The sequence below is a fragment of the Streptomyces sp. NPDC107517 genome (genome assembly GCF_055582645.1).
On record NZ_JBVJPM010000024.1, the window covers coordinates 52483 to 71354 of the forward strand.

Consider the following 18872-nt stretch of genomic DNA (forward strand, 5'->3'; position numbering starts at 1 on the left):
TACTCCGTTTCTGCTCGTCGTCAGGGCCGTCGCAGGCGTCGCCGGGATCGGCGGCACCGGGGCCATCAGTAGTTGCCGAGCCCACCGCAGACGTTCATGGCCTGGGCGGTGATGGACCCGGCCGGGTCCGACGCGAGGTAGCCGACGAGCCCGGCGACCTCCTCGGGGGTGGAGTAACGGCCGAGCGGGATCTTGGCGTTGAACTTCTCCTGGATCTCCTGCTCGCTCACTCCGTAGTGGCCCGCGTAGCCCTGCCGCACGCGCTGGGCCATGGGCGTCTCGACGTACCCGGGGCAGACGGCGTTCACGGTGATGCCGGTCGCGGCGAGCTCCTTGCCGACGGCCTTGGTGAAGCCGATCACTCCGTGCTTGGAGGCGGAGTAGGGAGCGGCGAGCTCGACGCCCTGCTTGCCGCCGGTGGAGGCGATGTTGATGATCCGTCCCCAGGACCCCTCGCGCATCAGGCCCGTGCTGAGCACTTCCCGGGTGACTCGGAAGGTGCCGTTCAGGTTGGTCTCGATCACGTCGTCCCAGAGCGCGTCGGGCAGCTCCGCGGTCACCCCGCCACCGCCGCGGCCCGCGTTGTTGACGAGGATGTCGATGCGGCCGTACTCGGCCACGGCGGCGGCCACGGCCTCCTGGATCTGCGCCACGGACGTCACGTCGCACACCGTGCCGGCCACCTCGTGGCCCTGCTCGCGCTGCGCCTTGACCATGGTGCGGACGTTCTCCGCGTCCCGTGCCACACCGAACACCGCGACGCCCTGCCGGGCCAGCAGCTCGGTCACGGCCAGGCCGATCCCGCTGGTCGCCCCGGTGACGAAGGCCACTCGTCGTCCCGCGTCTGTCATCGTGCTCTCCCCATCGCTCGTGTCGATCCGGTCCACGTCGGCTCGACGGTGGGCCCGTGGCCTTGCGGGTTTCTCGCCCCCGGGTGGAGCCGCGGTGGAGGCCGGCTGTTCGAGCCGTACTCGACACGGGGCCTAGCGCGGGCCGTCAGCTTGGGTGCATTCGATGCCGTGGCCGGGCGGATACCTGGCCGGAGCGAGGAGGCCCCGTGCCCGAGCAGACGCAGACCCTGCCCGACGTCAGGAAGTCGGTGACCGTGGCGGCGACGCCCGACGAGTGCTTCAAGGTCTTCACCGAGCGCCCGGCGGACTGGTGGCCGCCGAGTCACATCCTGGTGCGCAAGGAGCGGGCCGGCCTCGCCTTCGAGGCGGGCGTCGGCGGGCGCTACTACGAGTGGGACGTGGAAGGCACCGAGATCGCCTGGGGCCGCGTGCTGGAGTGGGTGCCGGGCCGCCGCGTCGTCATGACCTGGCGGATCGACCCCAACTGGCAGTCCATTCCCACCGACGACGGCGCCAGCCAGATCGAGGTCGACTTCGAGGCCGTCGACGCGGGACGCACCCGTGTCTCGCTCGCCCACGTCAAGCTGGACCGCCACGGACCCGGCGCCGAGCGGATCTTCAAGGCGCTCGACGGGCCGAGCCCCGGCGAGACGCTGGAGCGCTTCGCCCGCGCCCTCACGGACGGGTCCGGATCGTGAGCGTCGACCTCGGCGTCCTCGCCGCTCCCGACGCCGGCCCGGCGGTCCCCGCCACCGGGCTCGTCGCCGCCGCCGACGGGATACGCCTGCTCGCGGCGCGCCACGCGGCGGACGCGGACACGGGCCGCAGCCTGTCCCGCGAGGTCACCGACGCGATACGGGAGGCCGGGTTCGCCCGGCACTTCGTGGCCGCGCGGTTCGGTGGCACGGAGGGCTCGTTCACGGACCTGACGCGGGCCGTCATGTCCGTCGGCGAGGGCTGCGCCGCCTCGGCCTGGTGCGCCTCGCTCGCGGCGTACTCGGCCCGCTTCGCCTCGCACCTGCCCGAGCAGGGGCACCAGGAGCTGTGGGGCGCGGGCCCCGACACGGTCGTGGCGACCGGTCTGATGCCCGCCGGGCGGGCCAGGCAGGCGGACGGCGGCTGGCGGGTCACCGGCGAGTGGGCCTACGTCAGCGCCGTCGACTTCGCCGACTGGGTGATGGTGTGTGCGGCCGTCGCGGGCGGTGAGGGACCACCGCAACTGCGCTTCTTCACCCTGCCGCGGGGCACGTACACCGTGCGCGAGACCTGGGACAGCATCGGGATGCGGGCCACCGGCAGCCACACGGTCGTCGTCGACGACGTGTTCGTACCGGCGCATCTGACCTTCGACCGCACCGACATGCTCACCGGCCGCAACGGCGCCTCGCGCGTGTCCGCGCACAACGTGCCCTTCCAGGCGGTGGGCGGCCTGACCTTCATCGCCCCCGTCGTCGGCGCCGCCACCGGCGCGCTGGCCGCCTGTACGGGATCGATCCAGGGGCGCCGGCGCAACCAGACCGCAGAACTGACGGTCGTGCGTGCCTCCGGGCGGATCGACGCCGCACGCCACCTCGTCATGGAGAACGCCCAGGTCCTCGACCAGCGCCTCTTCACCCCCGAGCACATGGCGCGCAACGAGCGGAACGCCACCTTCGCCGCCGAGATCCTGCGCGAGGCCGTGGCCCTCCTCGTGGGCGCGGCCGGGACCGGCGGCCTCGGCGAGGGGCATACGCTCCAGCGCTTCTGGCGGGACATCACATCGGCGACGAGCCATGTGGCGCTGCAGTACGACACCGCCGCCCGCAAGAACTACTCCGCGGTGCTGCTCGGCCCGGAGGGCTGATCCGTACCGCACGGCGAGGGGGCGTCCGGCACCATGGACGCCCCCTTCGCCATGTGCAGCGGAGCATCTCAACTTGCTCTAGTTCAGGGCGACTTGCCCTCGATCGGCCCTCCGTACGGTGAGTTCCGACCCGTAACGTCCCAAGCGGAGGATCTATCGTGACAGTCACCCAGGAGACAGTCAGCCAGGAGACGGCGCCCCAGGGCGCCGGCTGCCCGGTGGCGGGCGTGTTCCCCTTCACCGGTTCCAGTTACCGTGGCCCCGCCCCGGCGTACGCCGCCCTGCGCGCCGAACAGCCGGTGGTGAAGGTGCCCACCGCGGGAGGTGTGGACGCCTGGCTGATCACCCGTTACGAGGATGTGCGGCGGCTCTCCGCCGACCCCCGGCTCAGCCGGGCCCAGGCCTGCGGCGAAGGCGCCCCCCGCGTGGGCGGCACGATGCACACGACGCCGGAGATGATCATCTCGCTCGACGCGCCGGAGCACTCCCGGCTGCGGAAGCTGGTGGCCGGCGCGTTCACCATGCGGCGGGTCGAGCGGATGCGGGACAACGTCCAGAAGGTCACCGACGAACTCCTCGACGACATGGCGGCCAAGGACGGGGTCGTGGACCTCGTGCAGCAGCTCGCGGTGCCGCTCCCGCTGACCGTCATCGGGGAGCTCCTGGGCGTACCGCCCCAGGACCTGCGGGAGTTCGAGCAGTGGGCGCGCGCCTTCGCCACGGTCGACGACCGGGCCGGCGGCGAGGAGTCGCTGCACGCGCTCGGCAAGCTCAGCGAGTACATCGTCGGGCTCGTCGCCGAGAAGCGCGCCAACCCCGCCGACGACATGCTGTCCGAGCTGATCGCGGCCCGCGACGACAACGACCGGCTCAGCGAGCCCGAGCTGGTCACCTTCGGCTTCACGCTGATCGGCGCCGGCTTCGACACGACGGCGAACCAGCTGGCCAACTCCGTCCTCGCGCTCCTCGTGGACCACCAGGACCAGTGGAACTACCTCGTCGAGGACCGCTCCCGCATCCCGCGCGCCGTCGAGGAACTCCTGCGCCACGTCAACCTGTTCGCCACCGACACCTCCGGCTTCCCCCGGATCGCGGCCGAGGACATCGAGGTCGGCGGCGTGACGATACCCAAGGGCGACGCCGTGCTCCTCTCGCTCGCGTCGGCTAACCGCGACGCCGAGGTCTTCGACGAGCCCGACCGGCTCGACCTGGCCCGCGAGCGCAACCCGCACATCTCCTTCGGCCACGGCATGCACTACTGCCTCGGCAAGCACCTCGGCCGGATGGAGATGGAGATCGCCATCGACGGCCTCGTGCGGCGCTTCCCGGACCTGCGGCTCGCGGTCCCCGAGAGCGAACTGCCGTGGCACGAGGGCGAGATCAACCACACGCTCACCAGCCTGCCGGTCGTCCGCGGCGCCTGATCCCGTACGCGGGACGCACCTACGGGAAAGGTCCCGGTCCCCCTCGGGGGACCGGGACCTTTCCACGTGCTCGGCGGGCGTACGTCAGGCCGTCGGAGCCGAGGAGACCCACGTGGCAGTGGAGTCGACGTCGATCGGACCGATCGGGGCGGCGCCGGGCGTTTCGGTGACGAAGGCGTACGCGACCGTCTTGAACGTCTTCCCCGTTATCCGGCCCAGGTGCACGGCCTCGACGGTGCCGGGGATGGCGCCGCCCTCGGACGCGCCCTGGTGCGTGATGTAGAACGAGATGGTGCCGTCCGCCTTCTGGTTCCAGTAGCCCTTGGCGACGTACAGCGGCGCACCGGTCGAGTCCGGCGGGCCCTGGGCCGACAGCTTGTGGTCCGGGTTGAAGGTGAAGCGCGGAGTCGTCACCGAGGTGCCGCCGTCAGGGGTGTGGACCGTCACCGTGAGGTCCCACACGCCGACGAGCGAGACGTTCGCGCCGGGACGGGCGGCGTCGCCCTCCGCGGCCGCGGCCGAGGCGACACCGAAGCCGGCCAGCACCGCGAGCACGGCCAGCCAGACGCCGATGGTCCGCAGCGTGAACGGATGCTTCGACCGGGACGGCTCGGGAGCGGTGAGAGTCGTGCCCTCGGGTGCCGACGTGGTTTCAGGCATGGATGGACAGCCTTTCCTGAGTGGTTGAACGGGATGGTGACGGTGTGGGGGAGGTGGGGGAGTTCTGGGAGCCGGCGGGCATGCGGGGGAGCTTCTTGAGGTCGAAGCCCGGCTCCCGGGCCGCCGCCGGTGGCAGGTCGGTGCCGTGGGTGAGGAGCCGGCGCGCGATGCCGTGGTCCGCCGGACGGTTCACGGACTCGACGCCGATCAGCCGGCCGCCTCGGAAGCACAGGACGGAGAACCGCCCGTCCTCCGGATCGCCGACGGTCACGGTCTCGTCGTGCCCGGCCGTGAGCCCGGCCATCTGCAGCCGCATCGCGAACTGCTCGGACCAGAACCACGGCACGGCGGTGTACGCGTACGGCTCGCCGCATATCCCGGCGGCCGCGCAGCGCGCCTGGTCGGTGGCGTTCTGGACGGACTCCAGGCGGAGGTGGCGCCCCGCGTGCGGGCTCGGGAAACGGGCACAGTCACCGACCGCGTAGATGTCCGGGTCCTCGGTCCGCAGCAGCTCGTCCACGACGATGCCGTCGCCGACGACCAGGTCGGCGGTGAGTGCGAGGTCCGTGTTGGGCAGGACCCCGACACCGACCACGACGAGGTCGGCGGCGATCCGTTCGCCGTCCCCGAGCTCCATGACCTGGACCCGGCCCTCCGCGTCGCCGTACAGCGCGGACACCTCGCGGCCGAGCAGCACCCGTACGCCCTGCGCGCGGTGGCCGTCGACGACGTGGGCCGACATCTGCGGGGTCAGCGCGCGGGCCAGTGCCCTCGGCTGCGCCTCGACGACGGTCACCTCATGGCCGAGGCCGCGCGCGGTGGCCGCCACTTCGAGACCGATGAACCCGGCGCCGACCACGACGACACTGCGCGGCGGCCCGCTGAGCCGCAGCCGCAGGTCCTCCGCGTCGGCCAGGCCGCGCAGCGTCAGGACGCCGGTGAGCGAGGCGCCGGGCACGGGGAGCGTGCGCGGGCGGCAGCCGGTCGCGAGGACCAGCGCGCCGTACGGCAGGCGCAGGCCCGACTCGAGCAGGACGGTGCGACGCTCCCGGTCGAGCGAGGCGACCTTGTCGCCGGACAGCAGCTCGATGTCCTGCGCGGCGTAGAACGACGCCGGGCGCAGCGCGATGTCACCGGCCGGCACGTTTCCGGCGAGATAGCCCTTGGACAGCGGCGGGCGGTCGCAGGGCCCGGCCGGTTCGTCGCCGACGAGCGTGATCCGGCCCTCGTAACCGCGGCCGCGCAGGGCCGCCGCCGTCTCCAGGCCCGCCTGGCCCGCGCCGACGACGACCACCGCCTGCGGCGCCATCAGCTCTGCGCCTCGGGCAGGTGGACGAGCAGCCCGTCGAGGGCGTCGGAGACCGGCAGCTGGCAGCTCAGCCTGCTGAACTCGGTGCGCTCGCACGCCGTGCCGTACAGCACGTCGTCCTCGACGGAGTCCATCTCGGGCAGCGGCGCCGTGTTCTCGGGGTCGACGTACACATGGCAGGTGCCGCACTGGGCGGAGCCGCCGCACTGGGCCTCGATGCCGTCGACGTTGTTCAGCTTCGCCGCGCGCATGACCGTGTTGGGCGCCTCGACGTCGAGGATGGTGACGGTGCCGTTCGGATGCTGGTAGGTGATCTTGGCCATGGCGAGCTCTCCTAGTGGAATATCGGCCATCCGTGCGGTGGTTCCGCACGGACTGTGGCGAGCGGCCCTGCAATCGCGGTGGAGGAACTCTCGATCGCCTGTGCGGACTCGACCGTGTCGCTACCGCTGGTCGATCGGTCCGGCGCAGCGTGCCCGCCATGACAGTCACCGATCGGACCCCCAACACGGCCGCCGGACGCGGCGGGGGCGGCGCGGGCCACCGGCTCTCCCTCGTCCTGGCCGCCTGCTGCCTGGGCCAGTTCATGAACGTGCTGGACGCGTCGGTGGTGAACGTGGCCCTGCCCGTCATCGCCGCCGACCTGCGTTTCACCCAGCACAACCTGCAACTCGTGAACAACGCCTACACGGTGGTCGTCTGCGGCTTCCTGCTGCTCGGCGGGCGCCTCGCGGACCTTTTCGGCCAGCGCCGCATCTTCCTGTGCGGCGTCGGCCTGTTCACCCTCGCCAGCCTCGTCGGAGGCGCCGCCGACGCCCCGGTGACCCTGGTCCTCGCCCGCGCCTTCCAGGGCGTCGGCGCTGCCGTCATGGCCCCCGCCACCCTGACCGTGCTCGGCACGACGTTCACCGAACCGGCCGCCCGCGCCCGGGCGTTCGGCTGGTGGAGCGCGGTCTCCGGGGCCGCGGGCGCCATCGGCGTACTGGCCGGCGGCGTCATCATCGAATGGTTCTCGTGGCGCTGGATCTTCCTCGTCAACGTGCCCATCGGGATCGTGCTGCTCGCCACCGTCCGCTGGGTCGTCCCCGAGACCCGCCCCCGCAGGGCCGGCGCCGGGGGCAGCGGTCTCGACGTGCCCGGCGCCGTCACCGTCACCCTCGGCCTGATGGCCGCCGTCTACGGCGTCTCCCAGTACGCCACGCACGGCTGGGGGGCGCCGCGCGTCTTCGGCCCGCTCCTCGCCGGGGCGCTGCTGCTCGCCGCGTTCCTGATGATCCAGGCCCGGTTCGCCCGGCACCCCCTGGTGCCGCTCGGCATCTTCCGCAACCGCTCGGTCGCCGCCGCGAACCTGGTGGCCTTCTTCGGCATCGCCGCCCTCTTCAGCACCTTCTACTTCTTCACCCTCGTCCTCCAACAGGTCCTCGGCTACAGCCCGTTGCGCACCGGCCTCAGCTACCTCCCGCTCTCGGTCGGCATGGCGCTCGGCGGCTGGGGGATCGCGCCGCTCGTGCCGAGGACGGGCCCGCGCCCGATCCTGCTCGGCGGCCTCACTCTCGCCGCCGGAGCCCTGTTCTGGCTGTCCGCCGCGGACGCGGGCTCGAGCTACCTGACCGACGTGCTCGGGCCCTGCGTCCTCCTCGGCTCGGGCATGGGCGCCGTCCTCAACGCCACGACGAACGCCGCCACCGCGGGCCTCGCCCCGCACCAGGCGGGCCTGGCCTCCGGGCTCCTCAACACCACCCGCCAACTCGGCAGCGCCGTCGGCCTGGTGACCCTCGCCGCCCTGTCGGCGGCCCGAATCGACGCACGCACCGGGGCAGGCGCGAGCCTCGCCGACGCGCGCGCCGCCGGGTACGGCCTGGCCCTCACCGGGGCCGCCGTGTTCGCCGTCGCGGGCCTCTTCGCCGCGCTCTTCGTCCCGGTCCGGAAGCAGTCCAGTAGCCCTCGAGGCGACACCGAGAAGGTTGCCGCCTGACGAGAACGGAGGTTTCGCGGTGGTGAGCACGTTCCACACACAGCGGCCGGCCTGGTCGCCCGCACCCGACACGGACCACGTCGAACACGCGACGATCGAGGTCCCCCGCGACTACGCCGAACCCGACGGCGAGAAGATCACCCTCGCCCTGACCCGCCGCCGCGCCACCGACCCGGCCCGGCGGCGCGGCATCCTACTGGCCGTCAACGGCGGCCCCGGCGGCGACTGGGGACGCGGCCGCGACCTGCCCGCCGCCTACGCCGACACCCCCCTCCAGGAGGTGTACGACCTCATAGGCTTCGACCCGCGCGGCATCGGCGAGTCGACCAACCTGTACGCCGAAGTGACCGTCCCCAAGGCCCCCTTCGACTCCCGCCCCCCGGACGACGCCTTCGCGGCGCTCGCCGAGGACATGCGGCTGCGCGAGGAGGCCTGCGCCCGCGCCGGCGGCGACCTGCGCCCGCACATCAGCACCCGCAACACCGCCCGCGACATGGACGTGATCCGCGCGGTGCTCGGCGAGGAGAAGATCAACTTCGTCGGGTACGCGTACGGGGCCTACGTCGGCGCCGTCTACGGCAGCCTCTTCCCGGCCGCCCTCGACCGCCTCGTCCTCGACTCCTGCGTGGGCCCCGAGTGGACCTGGCGCGAACAGTTCCTCCAGCAGGGCGACGCCGTCCAGCGCAACGTCGACCTGTGGGCGCGCTGGGCCGGTGAGCGGCACGGCACCTTCGGCGCGGGCCGCACGCCCGACCAGGTGCTCAGCACCGTCGAGGAAGCGGTCACGGCCCTGGAGGCGCTTGAGGAGGACGGGGTGCGGCTGCGGACCCTGTTCGACGGGGCCGTCGGCAACCGCGCCGCCGACCGGGGCCAGTGGGAGACGCTGGGCACCCTGGTGTCCGTGCTGCACCGCGCCGCGGGTGCCGGCGACCGTGACGCCTGCCGTGAACTGCTCGCCGAACAGGGCACCTGGCGCCCCGCCGACAGCGAGGGCGACCTGCGCGTCGGCGTCCTCGAAGCCATCACCCTGGAACACGCCTGGCCCGCCGACCTGGAGGTCTACTACCAGGACATGCGGGAGTTCCGGAAGCGGTTCCCGTACGGCTACGGCGTCCTTCGCGCCCAGCCGTGGGTGGGCGCGTTCCGCGCGTTCGAGGCCCCGGAGGAGCCCGTCGACCTCACCCGCGACGGCTACCCGGTGGGCCTGATCGTGCAGGCCGACGGCGACCCCATGGACCACTACGACGGCGGCGTGGCCATGGCCGAACGCCTCGGCCACCACCTGCTGACCGTCGAGGACTCGGGCGAGCACGAGGTGTACGTCCTCGGCGGCAACCCGCACGTGGACACCGTCGTCCACGCCTACCTCGTCGACGGCACCCTGCCCCCCGCCCGCTCCGCCTGCCCGGGCCGCACCCCGCGCCCGGACGTACCCGCCGACGCCTGAGACCGGCGTCGCCCAACCGCGCCCACTGTGGAGGTGCTGTCTTGAACGTGACCGAAGAGGTCCAGGAGACACAGGTGTTCCCCCTCGCCGGTTCGTCCTACCGCTGCCCCGCTCCGCAGTACGCGCGGCTGCGGGCCGAGGCGCCCGTCGTACGCGTGCGTACGGAAGGCGGCGTGGACGCCTGGCTGGTGACCGCGTACGACGAGGCCAGGGAAGCGCTCGCGGACCCCCGCCTCAGCCGTGCCGAGACCGTGAAGCCGGGGGCGCCCCGGATCGGCGGGGCGATGACCTCGACGCCCGACATGATCATCTCGATGGACGGTGACGAGCACGCGCGGCTGCGCAGGCTCGCCGCCGGGGCGTTCACCGCGCGCCGCATCGAGCAGATGCGGCCGGGCATCCAGCGGATCGCCGACGACCTGCTCGACCCGCTCGCCATGGCCACCTCGTCCGGTCCCGTCGACCTCGTCGAGCGGTTCACCGTGCCGATGCCGCTCACCGTCATCGGCAAGCTGCTGGGCGTTCCTATGGAGGTGCTGTGGCTCTTCGCCGCGCACGCGCGGGACTTTGTCACGGTGGACGACCAGGGGGAGGACTCCGACTCGGTCAACGGTCTGGCGAAGCTGACCGAGTCCATGGTCGACGTCGTCGCGCAGAAGCGCGCCCACCCCGCCGAGGACCTGCTGTCCGACCTGATCGCTGCCCGCGACAGCGGTGACCGGCTCAGCGAGCAGGAGTTGGTGACGTTCGCCTTCACCCTCATCGGGGCCGGCTTCGACACCACGGCCAACCAGCTGGCCAGTTCGGTGCTCGCGCTCATCGCGCACCACCGCGACCAGTGGAACTGGCTCGCCGAGGACCGCACGCGCATCCCGCGCGCCGTCGAGGAACTGCTGCGCCACGTCAACCTGTTCTCCACCGACTCGGCCGGCAACCCGCGTATCGCCGCGGAGGACCTGGAGCTCGGCGGGGTCAGGATCGCCAAGGGGGACGCGGTCGTGATCGCGATCTCGGCGGCCAACCGGGACGGACGCGTGTTCCCCGACCCGGACCGCCTCGACCTCGCCCGCACCCCCAACCCGCACCTGTCCTTCGGTCACGGCATGCACCTGTGCCTGGGCAAGCAACTGACCCGCATGGAGCTGGAGGTCGCGATCGACGGCCTCGTCCGGCGCTTCCCCGACCTGTCCCTCGCGGTGCCGGAGAGCGAGATCCCCTGGCACCTGGGCGGCATCAACCACGCCCTTGAGACCCTGCCTGTGACCCTGCGCCCCTGACCGGCGGCCCGGACAGCGAAGTGCCCCCGCCTTCGGGCGGGGGCACTTCGCTGTCTGGTGGGAGGGGGTCAGCCGATGGGCGCGTCCTGCTGCACCGCCGCCGGGTCCGCCCCCGCGATCCACGCGTCCATGGACGGCTTCATGAGCTTGTTCAGGAGCTCGATCCTGATGCCGCCGAGGCCGCGGTGGTAGACCCACATCAGCTTGCCGTCGGCCTCGAAGTCGTTGGAGGCCTCCACGGCGAACCCGAGCGCGTCGAGCGCCGCCGACATCTCCACGATGCGCTCGTCCTCGGCCCAATACCCTACGTGGTGCGCGCCGTTGCTGCCGTCGGACACCCACACCGTCCCCGGTATGGCCTCGACGAGTTCGAGCCGCGGCTCGTCGACGGACAGCGCGAAGCGCTGCGAGGCGTGCGTGAGGGCGCCGTCTGCCGCGCGCGCCGTGACCTCCAGCTCCATCACGGTCGTCCAGCGGTAGCCCGCCAGTTCGCTGAGCGTCTTCATCGCCAGGTCCAGGTCCTCCACCACCAGACCGGTGTGGAACAGGGCCTGAGGATCGAGGACCGGGGCCGCCGCCGGCCCGTCGTCGTGCTGGTCGGTGGTCTGCGGCATGGGTGTGCCGTCCTTTCTTCTGCGGTTCGGTACGGGGGTCAGACCTGGCGGGCCCGCACGAGGTCGGCGCCGCCGTCCATCGTGAGGATCTGGCCCGTCATCCACGCGCTGCTCGGCGCCGCGAGCAGCGTGATCCACTGCGAGACGTCCTCGGGTACTCCGGTCACGCCCAGGGGCACGGACTTGGCCGCCTGGGCAAAGAGTTCGTCGACCTGCTCCGTGGACATGCCGTGGCTCTCGTAGACCTCGGTACGCACCCAGCCCGGAGCCACCGCGTTGACGCGGATGCCTTTCGGGGCGAGTTCGAGGGCCCAGGAGCGCGTGAAGGTGTTCACGGCGGCCTTGCTCGCCGCGTAGACCGAGGCCATCGGCGTCGGGTTGTGCCCGGCGGGGCTCGTGACGAACACGATGCTGCCGCCCGGTGAACGCAGGCTCGGCAGCAGCCGGTTGGTGAGGATGACGGTGCCCAGGACGTTGATGTCGAAAAGGTTGCGTGCGGTGTCCGGGTCGATCTCACCGGCGGCGCCGATGGTGTGCACACCGGCGTTGTGCACCAGCACGTCGAGGGTGCCGCCCATCGCGTCGACCGCCTCGGCGACCGTGTCCGCACCCTCCCGGGTGCTGACGTCGGCCGTCACCGGGACGAGGGCGGGGTGCAGTTCCGCCGCCTGGGCGAGCCGGTCGGCGCGGCGCCCGGTGATGATCACGCCGGCGGCGCCCTGCTTGGCGAAGTCGAGGGCGGTGGCCAGGCCGATGCCAGTGGCACTGCCCGTGACCACGACGTACTGGTTTGTGAACGGCTGGATGGTCATGCTCCGTCCCTTCGGGGCGAGTTGGGCTTATCGGGATGGTTGGGCGTCAGACGTAGATGGACCTGGACGTCCAGTCGGGTGCGGGCAGCGCCTTGCGGTCGGTCTTGCCGTTGCCGGTGATGGGCAGTTCGGCCAGGGACACGAAGGCGGCCGGGATCATGTGCTCGGGCACGCGCTCGCGCAGGTAGGAGCGCAGGGCGCGCCGGTCGAGCGCGTCGCCGGCCGGCACCACCCACGCCACGAGACGGCGGTCCGCGAGATGGCTCTCGCGGACCCCGACGGCGGCGCTGCGCACCTGCGGATGGCCGGCGAGGGCGCTCTCCAGCTCACCGGGCTCGATGCGGAAGCCGCGCAGCTTGAACTGGTCGTCGCCCCGCCCCAGGAACTCGATGACGCCGTCCGGGCGCCGCCTGGCCAGGTCGCCGCTGCGGTAGAAGCGGCCCGCCGAACTGTCCCAGGGAGCCGTGACGAAGGCCTTCTCCGTGAGGTCCGGGCGCTGCCAGTAGCCCCGGGACACCCCGGCGCCGCCGATCCACAGCTCGCCCGCCTCGCCGTCGGGCAGGGGCCGCCCGTCGTCCCTGACGATGCGGATGTCGACGTTCTGCAGCGGGGTGCCGATCGGGACGGACCGGCCGAGGTCCTCGTGCGCGCCGATGCGGTGGCAGACGGCGAACGTGGTGGTCTCGGTGGGCCCGTAGCCGTTGACGACCGCGCAGCCGGGCACCGCCGCACGCAGCTCGTCGATGTGCGGCACGGACAGCACGTCACCCCCCGCGAGCACCGCGCGCAGCCCCGCGAACGCTTTCACGTCCACGTCGATCTGCCGGTGGAAGAGCGCGGCGGTCAGCCAGAGCACGGTGATGCCCTCGCCGTGCAGCAGCGCGCCGAGCTCCTCGGCCGGGACCTCCTGCGGTGGAGCGAGCACGAGCCGGGCGCCGTTGAGCAGCGCGCCCCAGATCTCGAACGTGGCGGCGTCGAAGGCGACGGGGGCCAGCTGCAGGATGCGGTCGTCCGGGCCGAGGTCGACGTAGTTGGGCTCCGTGACGAGGTTGGTGATGTTGCGGTGCTCGACCATCACGGCCTTCGGCCGGCCCGTGGACCCCGAGGTGTACATCAGGTACGCGAGGTCGTCCGGCCGGACGGTGTACGTCTCCGGGGGCGCCGCGGCGTCCGGCGCGGGGCGGGCGGCGACGTGCAGCACCGGCACCCCGTACGGGGCGAAGCGGTCCGCGTCGTCCGGCTCGCACAGCACGGCGCGCACCCCGGAGTCGGCGAAGACCTCGGCGACCCGCTGCGCGGGATCCGTGAGGCCGATCGGCACGAACGCGGCGCCCGCGCCGAGGACGCCGAGCAGTGCGGCGATCAGCTCCGGCGAGCGGTCCAGGCAGACGGCGATCCGGTCGCCGGGCAACGCGCCTGCTCCGTCGGTGAGTTGGTGCGTCACCTGGCGGGCCCAGCGGTCGAGCCCGGCGTAGCTGAGGCGGTCGTCACCGGCGCAGACCGCCACGGTGTCGGGGGCGTCGGCGACCCGACGGCGAAACGCTGCGACTACCGATGTCATCGGCCTGTCTCCTCTCGAAGTCCCGGGGCGGCAGGGTGCTCCGGCGGGCTCGACTGCGAGTGGACCCGGACGTATGCGCACTCGGATCGAGTCAGGCACGAGTCCCGCACGGTTGACTGAACTGCCGGCTCCGCTTGGGGCCGACGGGTACCTCGTCGGCCTCCCCACCGTCCGGACCGGCACAGCACTCGACGGGAGTACTTTCGTGACCATCCTTGTAACCGGTGCACGCGGCAACATCGGACGCCGCGTCCTGGACCGCCTGCACAGCGCGGGACACCCCCTGCGCGCATCGAGCCGCACACCTGAGGAGTTGAGCGTTCCGGCCGGTGTGGGCGCCGTCCAGCTCGACCTGAACCGTCCCGCCACCTTCGACGCCGCGCTGAGCGGCGTGGACAAGGTGTTCCTCTACGCCGAGTCCGAGGGAGCGAAGGAACTGTTCGCGGCCGCCGCACGCGCCGGTGTCCGGCAGGTCGTCCTGCTGTCCTCCTCCACGGTCTCCGGCCCCCAGGCCGACTCCGACCCGCTGGCGGCCCACCACGCGGCGGTCGAGTCCGCCCTCGAGGCGTCCGGGGTGCCGGGCACCGTCCTGCGACCAGGCGCCTTCGCGAGCAACGCGTTCGGCTGGAGCCACGCCATCAGCGGCGGACAGCCCGTACGGATCCCCTTCCCCGGCGCCCACACCGCGCCGATCCACGAGGACGACATCGCCGACGTCGTCGTCGCCGTGCTCGAGGACGACGCGTACCTCGGCCGGACCGTCGAACTCACCGGCCCGCGCTCCCTCACCTTCCGCGAGCAACTCGGCATCCTCGGCGGGCTCCTCGGACACGAGATCCCGGTCCACGAACTGACGCGGGACCAGGCCGTCGAGGAGATGGGGCGGTTCGTGCCCGCGCCCATCCTCACCTCGCTCCTCGACCAGTGGGCCGCCGCCGTGGACCGGCCCGCCACGGTCGCCGACGCCGAGCGGGTCACGGGCCGGCCCGCCCGGACCTTCGAGCAGTGGGCCAAGGAGAACCAGGGCGGATTCACCGCCCGGGACTGAGCGCACGGAAGCCGGGCCGGGGCGGTCGAGCGGGTCTCAAGAACAGGCTGCCAAGGTGCCCTCAGATTGCCCCGAACCCCGGTGGGCCGGGCGGCACACCGCCCGGCCCACCGCCGAACCGAGGGGCATGTCCGTGACTTGGAGGTCCGGAATGTACGACGTCATCGTGGTGGGGGCTCGCGTCGCGGGTGCCGCCTCCGCACTGCTCCTGGCGCGGGCGGGCCATCGGGTGCTGCTCGTCGACCGGGCGCGGTTCCCCAGCGACACACTGTCCACGCACTACATCCATCAGCCCGGCATCGCGCGGCTCGACCGCTGGGGCATCCTCGACGCCGTCCGTGCGACCGGCTGCCCGGCGCTCGACCGGACGATCTACCAGGTCGGCGACGACGTCCGCCTCGACGGCGGCACGGTGCCCCACGAGGGCCAGTCCGCCGCCTACGCGCCGCGCCGCTACCTGCTCGACCAGATCCTGGTCGACGCCGCGGTGGCCGCCGGAGCCGAGTTCAGGGACGGCTGCTCGGTGTCCGGGCTAGTCTTCGACGGCGACCGCGTGGTGGGCGTCAAGTGCCGCTCTGCGGAAGGCAAGCCGGTCGAGGAGCGGGCCCGCCTCGTCGTCGGAGCCGACGGGATGCGCTCCGCCGTGGCGCGCGCCGTCGACGCCCCCTTCACCGTGCAGGACCCCCTGATGTCCTGCATCTACTTCACGTACTGGCAGGGCATCAAGTCGCAGTTCGAGCTCTACGAGCGGCCCGGGCGCTGGATCGGCGCGATCCCCACGAACGACGACGCCACCCTGATCGCCGCCTACTTCCCGCAGTCCGAGTTCGACCAGGTGCGCGGCGACGCCCTCGACAACTACCTGGGCAACATCCGCGACACCGCCCCCGACCTGTACGAGCGGGCCATGGACGGCGGCGAGCGCGTCGAGCGGCTGCGCGGCACCGGCGACCAGCAGAACTTCTTCCGGACCCCGAGCGGCCCCGGCTGGGCCCTGGTCGGCGACGCCGCCCACCACAAGGACTCGATCACGGCGCGCGGCATCAGCGACGCCTTCCTCCAGGCCGACCTGCTGGCCGACTCGGTCGCCGGCGTCCTGGACGACCCGGACCGGCTCGCGCAGGGACTGAGCCGGTACGCGGAACAGCTGCAGGACGACCTCTTCGAGGGCTACCGCAACACCCTGTTCGTGAGCCGCCTGGAGGTCACCCCCGACCGGCTCGCCATGCTCCGCATGATCCAGCACTCCCCGGACCTGACGGAGCGCTACTTCGCGGTGGCCGCCGGCGGCATGTCCGTCGACGAGCTGTACGACGAGGAGCTGCACGACCGCCTCGCGGCGGAGGCGGCATGACGCCCGCCGAGTCCCCGGCGCACGACCGACCCGACACCCAGACGCGGAAGACCACGGAGGCCCCGATGACCGTAACCCAGTGGGAGAACGAGCTGTGCCTGCTGTTCGGCGAGGTGCTCGGCATGCCGGACGTGGCCGCGGACGACAGCTTCTTCGACCTGGGCGGGCACTCGCTGCTCGCGTCCAAGCTGACCCGGCGCGTGCAGGAGGCGTTCGGCGTCAAGGTCCCGGTGCGCCGCATCTACCAGGTGCCCACCCCCGCCACCCTCGCCGCGTACCTCCACGCGGCCTGAAGGAGACACTCACATGCGCTGGAACAACCTGTACGTCGCCGGAGTGGGCGGGTATCTGCCCGAGCGGATCGAGACCGCGCAGGAGGCGATCGCGGCCGGCCGGTACACGCAGCAGAAGCAGTCCCTGAACGGGTTCCGCTCCGTGCACATCGCCGCCGAGGACGAGACGGGCCCCACGATGGCGGCCGTCGCGGGACGCCAGGCGGTGGCCAGGTCGGGCCACGGGCACGACGAGTTCGGCCTCGTCCTGCACAGCTACATAGGCCACCAGGGCCTCGACTTCTGGACGCCCGCCAGCTTCGTGCAGCGCGAGACGGTCGGCGGCAGCGGACCGGCGTTCGAGATCAAGCAGGGCTGCAACGGCATGCTGGCCTCCTTCGAGGTCGCCGCCTCGTACGTGACCTCGCGCCCCGACGTCACCGCCGTCCTCATCACCGGCGGCGACGCCTTCCGGATGCCGTACATCGACCGGTGGGGCTCCGACGAGCAGAACGTCGACGGTGACGGCGCGGCTGCCCTCGTGCTGTCCGGCCGGGGCGGCTTCGCCCGCGTCCGCGCCACCTACTCGCACGCCGACCCGTCCCTGGAGCCGATGGGCCGCAGCGGCGCGAGCTGGACCGACGCCCCGTTCTCGGGCGGCGCGCCGGTCGGCGTCAGCGAGCGCAAGTCGGACTACCTCCTCGCCGAGGACATGGACTTCGACGACGCGATCGAGAAGATCTCCTCCAGCGTGCAGCTGTCCATGAAGCAGGCGCTGCACGAGGCGGAGATCGAGCTGTCCGACGTCCGGTTCTTCCTCCACCAGAACCTGGCCCTGTCCATCGTGACCCACGGCCTGTACGGACTGCTCGGCGTCGACCGCGAGCGCACGACCCACGAGTGGGGCCTGTCGACGGGCATGGTCGGAACGGCCGACCCGGTCCTCGGCCTCAACCGGATCATGGAGACGGGCGACCCGAAGCCCGGCGACCTGGTGGTCCTCCAGGCGGCCGGCGCCGGCTACGTGTGGACGACGACCGTCCTGGAGATCCTGGACGTCCCGGACTGGGCGAACTGACCACGCACGCGGCGGGGGAGAGGCCGGAACGCGGTCTCTCCCCCGCCGCGTGCGTCGTCGTACGGACGCCGCGTCCGCCGTCACACCACGCGGATGTCGCGCGCGGTGGCGGACGCCGCGGCGAACGCGAGCAGCGCGTTGCCCTCCTCCACGAGCGCGTCGTGGTCCTTGCCGCTCAGCGGGCCGAACGGCTCCAGAACGAGCGTCGCCGCCTTGCGCCTCTGCTCGATGCGCCACATGCCCCGCACGAAGCCGTCGACGAGGAAGGTCGGCTTGATCAGCCCGTTGCGGGTGAAGACGAGCTTGCGCTGCTCCTCGGTGATGATGCGGCTGCGGTCGGCGTGCGACAGCAGGATGTTGTCGAAGTCCGGCAGGAACCGCACCGGGACGGGGGTGTCCGCGTCGGGCCGGGGCGCGTCGGCCAGGTCGAACAGCTCCACCCCGTTCTCGTCGCGGAACCTGCGCACGCGCGACCCGAGCCGCTGCACGGACTCGGCGAGCCGCGTCATGCCCGACCAGGCCTGGACGTCCTTCACCGAGGCGGGCCCGAAAGCGGCCAGATAGCGCTCGACCATGGCGTCCGGCGACGTGCTGTCCGCGAGCGGCCGCCCGAGCCACGACTCCGCGCTCGTGTGCACGGCCTGTCCGCTCTCGCCCCACAGGCCGCGCGGCGGCACCTGCACGAGCGGCACCAGGGTCCGTACGACGTTGGCGAGGGCGAACGGGTCCCGGTCGGGCCACCGCTCCGCGAGCGCGGTGCCGATCCCGCCCAGCGTCAGCGGCTCGCCCTCGACCAGGGCCCGGCCCTCCGCGGCCACCTTCGCGAGGTCGAGCCCTTCGAGCTTGCGGCCGAACGTGCCCTTGAGGCCCTGCCGCAGCGAGCCGTCGAGCACGGGGCGCAGCGCCAGGCAGTCGTCGGCCGTGACCAGATGGATCGTTCCCCTCATCAGCGCGATGCGGACGACCTCGCGCTCCCTGACGAGGCCGGCCAGGTCCTCGATACGGAAGCCGTCGATCCGCGTCCACAGGCCGATGTAGGGCGGGTTGGGCGCCTGGGCCTGCATGCCCACCAGGTGCCCGACGACCCCGGCCGCCGGCATCGACGTCCGTTCGAGCAGCAACTGCCGTGCCAGCAAAGCCCTGTTGAGCGCTCGCCGGTCCAGCATCGCCGCGTCTCCTGTCACCACGAAGGGATCCTCTCGCTGTGTCGTCGCACTGTCATGTGTCTCCACGAACAACGCGGTGGTGGGGCGGGGAAGGGGCGGGGGGAGGAAAAGGGAGGCCCCAAACCGAGTAGGGCGCTTTTGCCCAACACACGGCGGTTGGCTTTCTGGTTGAAAAAGAGAA

Annotated in this window: 18 protein-coding genes; 10 read left to right on the top strand and 8 right to left on the bottom strand. The window is 72.2% G+C overall.

The annotated features are described in order from the left end of the window. Nucleotides 1–65: 65 nt before the first annotated feature. Nucleotides 66–851 (bottom strand): SDR family NAD(P)-dependent oxidoreductase, encoded by a 786-nt coding sequence (locus ACZ67T_RS36410; protein WP_266559239.1) that lies wholly within the window; start codon nucleotides 849–851, stop codon nucleotides 66–68. Between the two features lie 206 nt (nucleotides 852–1057). On the opposite strand from ACZ67T_RS36410, the gene ACZ67T_RS36415 reads away from it, so the two are divergent. From ACZ67T_RS36415 to ACZ67T_RS36425, 3 genes are all read left to right on the top strand, one after another. Further along, nucleotides 1058–1549: an SRPBCC family protein gene (locus tag ACZ67T_RS36415; RefSeq protein WP_469989997.1), complete on the top strand. Its 492-nt coding sequence runs from the start codon at nucleotides 1058–1060 to the stop codon at nucleotides 1547–1549. After that, nucleotides 1546–2694, top strand: coding sequence for an acyl-CoA dehydrogenase family protein (locus ACZ67T_RS36420; RefSeq protein WP_469989999.1), 1149 nt, complete (start codon nucleotides 1546–1548; stop codon nucleotides 2692–2694). Before ACZ67T_RS36415 ends, ACZ67T_RS36420 begins: the two co-directional genes overlap by 4 nt. Before the next feature lie 158 nt (nucleotides 2695–2852). Further along, a complete protein-coding gene (locus ACZ67T_RS36425; RefSeq protein ID WP_469990001.1) occupies nucleotides 2853–4118 on the top strand; it encodes a cytochrome P450 in 1266 nt (421 codons plus the stop codon). 84 nt (nucleotides 4119–4202) lie between these two features. Here the strand turns inward: ACZ67T_RS36425 and ACZ67T_RS36430 are convergent, their stop codons facing one another. Genes ACZ67T_RS36430 through ACZ67T_RS36440 form a run of 3 tightly spaced genes read right to left on the bottom strand, consistent with a single transcriptional unit; the run spans nucleotide 4203 to nucleotide 6410 of the window. Then, nucleotides 4203–4778: a hypothetical protein gene (locus ACZ67T_RS36430; protein WP_469332473.1), complete on the bottom strand. Its 576-nt coding sequence runs from the start codon at nucleotides 4776–4778 to the stop codon at nucleotides 4203–4205. Then, entirely contained in the window at nucleotides 4771–6087 is a 1317-nt protein-coding gene (locus tag ACZ67T_RS36435) for an NAD(P)/FAD-dependent oxidoreductase (protein WP_469990003.1), read from the bottom strand. The genes ACZ67T_RS36430 and ACZ67T_RS36435 overlap by 8 nt, the downstream gene beginning before the upstream one ends. Beyond that, nucleotides 6087–6410, bottom strand: a complete 324-nt coding sequence (locus tag ACZ67T_RS36440) for a 2Fe-2S iron-sulfur cluster-binding protein (protein ID WP_469990005.1) — start codon at nucleotides 6408–6410, stop codon at nucleotides 6087–6089. Before ACZ67T_RS36440 ends, ACZ67T_RS36435 begins: the two co-directional genes overlap by 1 nt. Before the next feature lie 158 nt (nucleotides 6411–6568). Between ACZ67T_RS36440 and ACZ67T_RS36445 the strand changes: the two genes are divergently transcribed. The 3 genes from ACZ67T_RS36445 to ACZ67T_RS36455 are packed head-to-tail and all read left to right on the top strand — an operon-like array spanning nucleotide 6569 to nucleotide 10786. After that, complete coding sequence (locus tag ACZ67T_RS36445) at nucleotides 6569–8062, top strand: MFS transporter (RefSeq protein WP_469990007.1); 1494 nt, start codon at nucleotides 6569–6571, stop codon at nucleotides 8060–8062. Between the two features lie 22 nt (nucleotides 8063–8084). Then, nucleotides 8085–9509 carry an alpha/beta fold hydrolase gene (locus tag ACZ67T_RS36450; RefSeq protein WP_469990008.1) on the top strand — a complete coding sequence of 475 codons (1425 nt, stop codon included), beginning with the start codon at nucleotides 8085–8087 and terminating at the stop codon, nucleotides 9507–9509. A 47-nt stretch (nucleotides 9510–9556) separates the two neighbouring features. Beyond that, entirely contained in the window at nucleotides 9557–10786 is a 1230-nt protein-coding gene (locus ACZ67T_RS36455; protein WP_469990064.1) for a cytochrome P450, read from the top strand. A 68-nt stretch (nucleotides 10787–10854) separates the two neighbouring features. Here ACZ67T_RS36455 and ACZ67T_RS36460 read toward each other — a convergent pair whose 3' ends face one another. Genes ACZ67T_RS36460 through ACZ67T_RS36470 form a run of 3 tightly spaced genes read right to left on the bottom strand, consistent with a single transcriptional unit; the run spans nucleotide 10855 to nucleotide 13773 of the window. Continuing rightward, nucleotides 10855–11400 carry a VOC family protein gene (locus tag ACZ67T_RS36460; protein ID WP_469990010.1) on the bottom strand — a complete coding sequence of 182 codons (546 nt, stop codon included), beginning with the start codon at nucleotides 11398–11400 and terminating at the stop codon, nucleotides 10855–10857. Nucleotides 11401–11438: 38 nt separating this feature from the next. After that, nucleotides 11439–12212, bottom strand: a complete 774-nt coding sequence (locus ACZ67T_RS36465; protein ID WP_469990012.1) for an SDR family NAD(P)-dependent oxidoreductase — start codon at nucleotides 12210–12212, stop codon at nucleotides 11439–11441. A 46-nt stretch (nucleotides 12213–12258) separates the two neighbouring features. Continuing rightward, nucleotides 12259–13773: an amino acid adenylation domain-containing protein gene (locus ACZ67T_RS36470; protein ID WP_469990014.1), complete on the bottom strand. Its 1515-nt coding sequence runs from the start codon at nucleotides 13771–13773 to the stop codon at nucleotides 12259–12261. A gap of 205 nt (nucleotides 13774–13978) precedes the next feature. On the opposite strand from ACZ67T_RS36470, the gene ACZ67T_RS36475 reads away from it, so the two are divergent. The 4 genes from ACZ67T_RS36475 to ACZ67T_RS36490 all read left to right on the top strand — a co-directional run bounded on the left by ACZ67T_RS36475 (nucleotide 13979) and on the right by ACZ67T_RS36490 (nucleotide 17525). After that, the gene (locus tag ACZ67T_RS36475; RefSeq protein WP_469990015.1) at nucleotides 13979–14821 is read left to right on the top strand and encodes an SDR family oxidoreductase; all 843 of its coding nucleotides are present in this window, start codon (nucleotides 13979–13981) and stop codon (nucleotides 14819–14821) included. Nucleotides 14822–14972: 151 nt separating this feature from the next. Further along, nucleotides 14973–16175 (top strand): NAD(P)/FAD-dependent oxidoreductase, encoded by a 1203-nt coding sequence (locus tag ACZ67T_RS36480; protein WP_469990017.1) that lies wholly within the window; start codon nucleotides 14973–14975, stop codon nucleotides 16173–16175. A 65-nt stretch (nucleotides 16176–16240) separates the two neighbouring features. Next, entirely contained in the window at nucleotides 16241–16468 is a 228-nt protein-coding gene (locus ACZ67T_RS36485) for an acyl carrier protein (protein WP_266559214.1), read from the top strand. Nucleotides 16469–16481: 13 nt separating this feature from the next. Then, nucleotides 16482–17525 (top strand): ketoacyl-ACP synthase III family protein, encoded by a 1044-nt coding sequence (locus ACZ67T_RS36490; protein ID WP_469990019.1) that lies wholly within the window; start codon nucleotides 16482–16484, stop codon nucleotides 17523–17525. An 80-nt stretch (nucleotides 17526–17605) separates the two neighbouring features. Here ACZ67T_RS36490 and ACZ67T_RS36495 read toward each other — a convergent pair whose 3' ends face one another. Then, nucleotides 17606–18712: a winged helix DNA-binding domain-containing protein gene (locus ACZ67T_RS36495; protein ID WP_469990021.1), complete on the bottom strand. Its 1107-nt coding sequence runs from the start codon at nucleotides 18710–18712 to the stop codon at nucleotides 17606–17608. Nucleotides 18713–18872 lie beyond the last annotated feature (160 nt).

Bases quoted from the DNA above. Each gene is read 5' to 3' on its own strand.
- ACZ67T_RS36410 (WP_266559239.1), bottom strand. From the start codon at position 851: ATGACAGACGCGGGACGACGAGTGGCCTTCGTCACCGGGGCGACCAGC.
- ACZ67T_RS36430 (WP_469332473.1), bottom strand. From the start codon at position 4,778: ATGCCTGAAACCACGTCGGCACCCGAGGGCACGACTCTCACCGCTCCC.
- ACZ67T_RS36440 (WP_469990005.1), bottom strand. From the start codon at position 6,410: ATGGCCAAGATCACCTACCAGCATCCGAACGGCACCGTCACCATCCTC.
- ACZ67T_RS36485 (WP_266559214.1), top strand. From the start codon at position 16,241: ATGACCGTAACCCAGTGGGAGAACGAGCTGTGCCTGCTGTTCGGCGAG.
- ACZ67T_RS36445 (WP_469990007.1), top strand. From the start codon at position 6,569: ATGACAGTCACCGATCGGACCCCCAACACGGCCGCCGGACGCGGCGGG.
- ACZ67T_RS36435 (WP_469990003.1), bottom strand. From the start codon at position 6,087: ATGGCGCCGCAGGCGGTGGTCGTCGTCGGCGCGGGCCAGGCGGGCCTG.
- ACZ67T_RS36460 (WP_469990010.1), bottom strand. From the start codon at position 11,400: ATGCCGCAGACCACCGACCAGCACGACGACGGGCCGGCGGCGGCCCCG.
- ACZ67T_RS36465 (WP_469990012.1), bottom strand. From the start codon at position 12,212: ATGACCATCCAGCCGTTCACAAACCAGTACGTCGTGGTCACGGGCAGT.
- ACZ67T_RS36490 (WP_469990019.1), top strand. From the start codon at position 16,482: ATGCGCTGGAACAACCTGTACGTCGCCGGAGTGGGCGGGTATCTGCCC.
- ACZ67T_RS36470 (WP_469990014.1), bottom strand. From the start codon at position 13,773: ATGACATCGGTAGTCGCAGCGTTTCGCCGTCGGGTCGCCGACGCCCCC.
- ACZ67T_RS36480 (WP_469990017.1), top strand. From the start codon at position 14,973: ATGTACGACGTCATCGTGGTGGGGGCTCGCGTCGCGGGTGCCGCCTCC.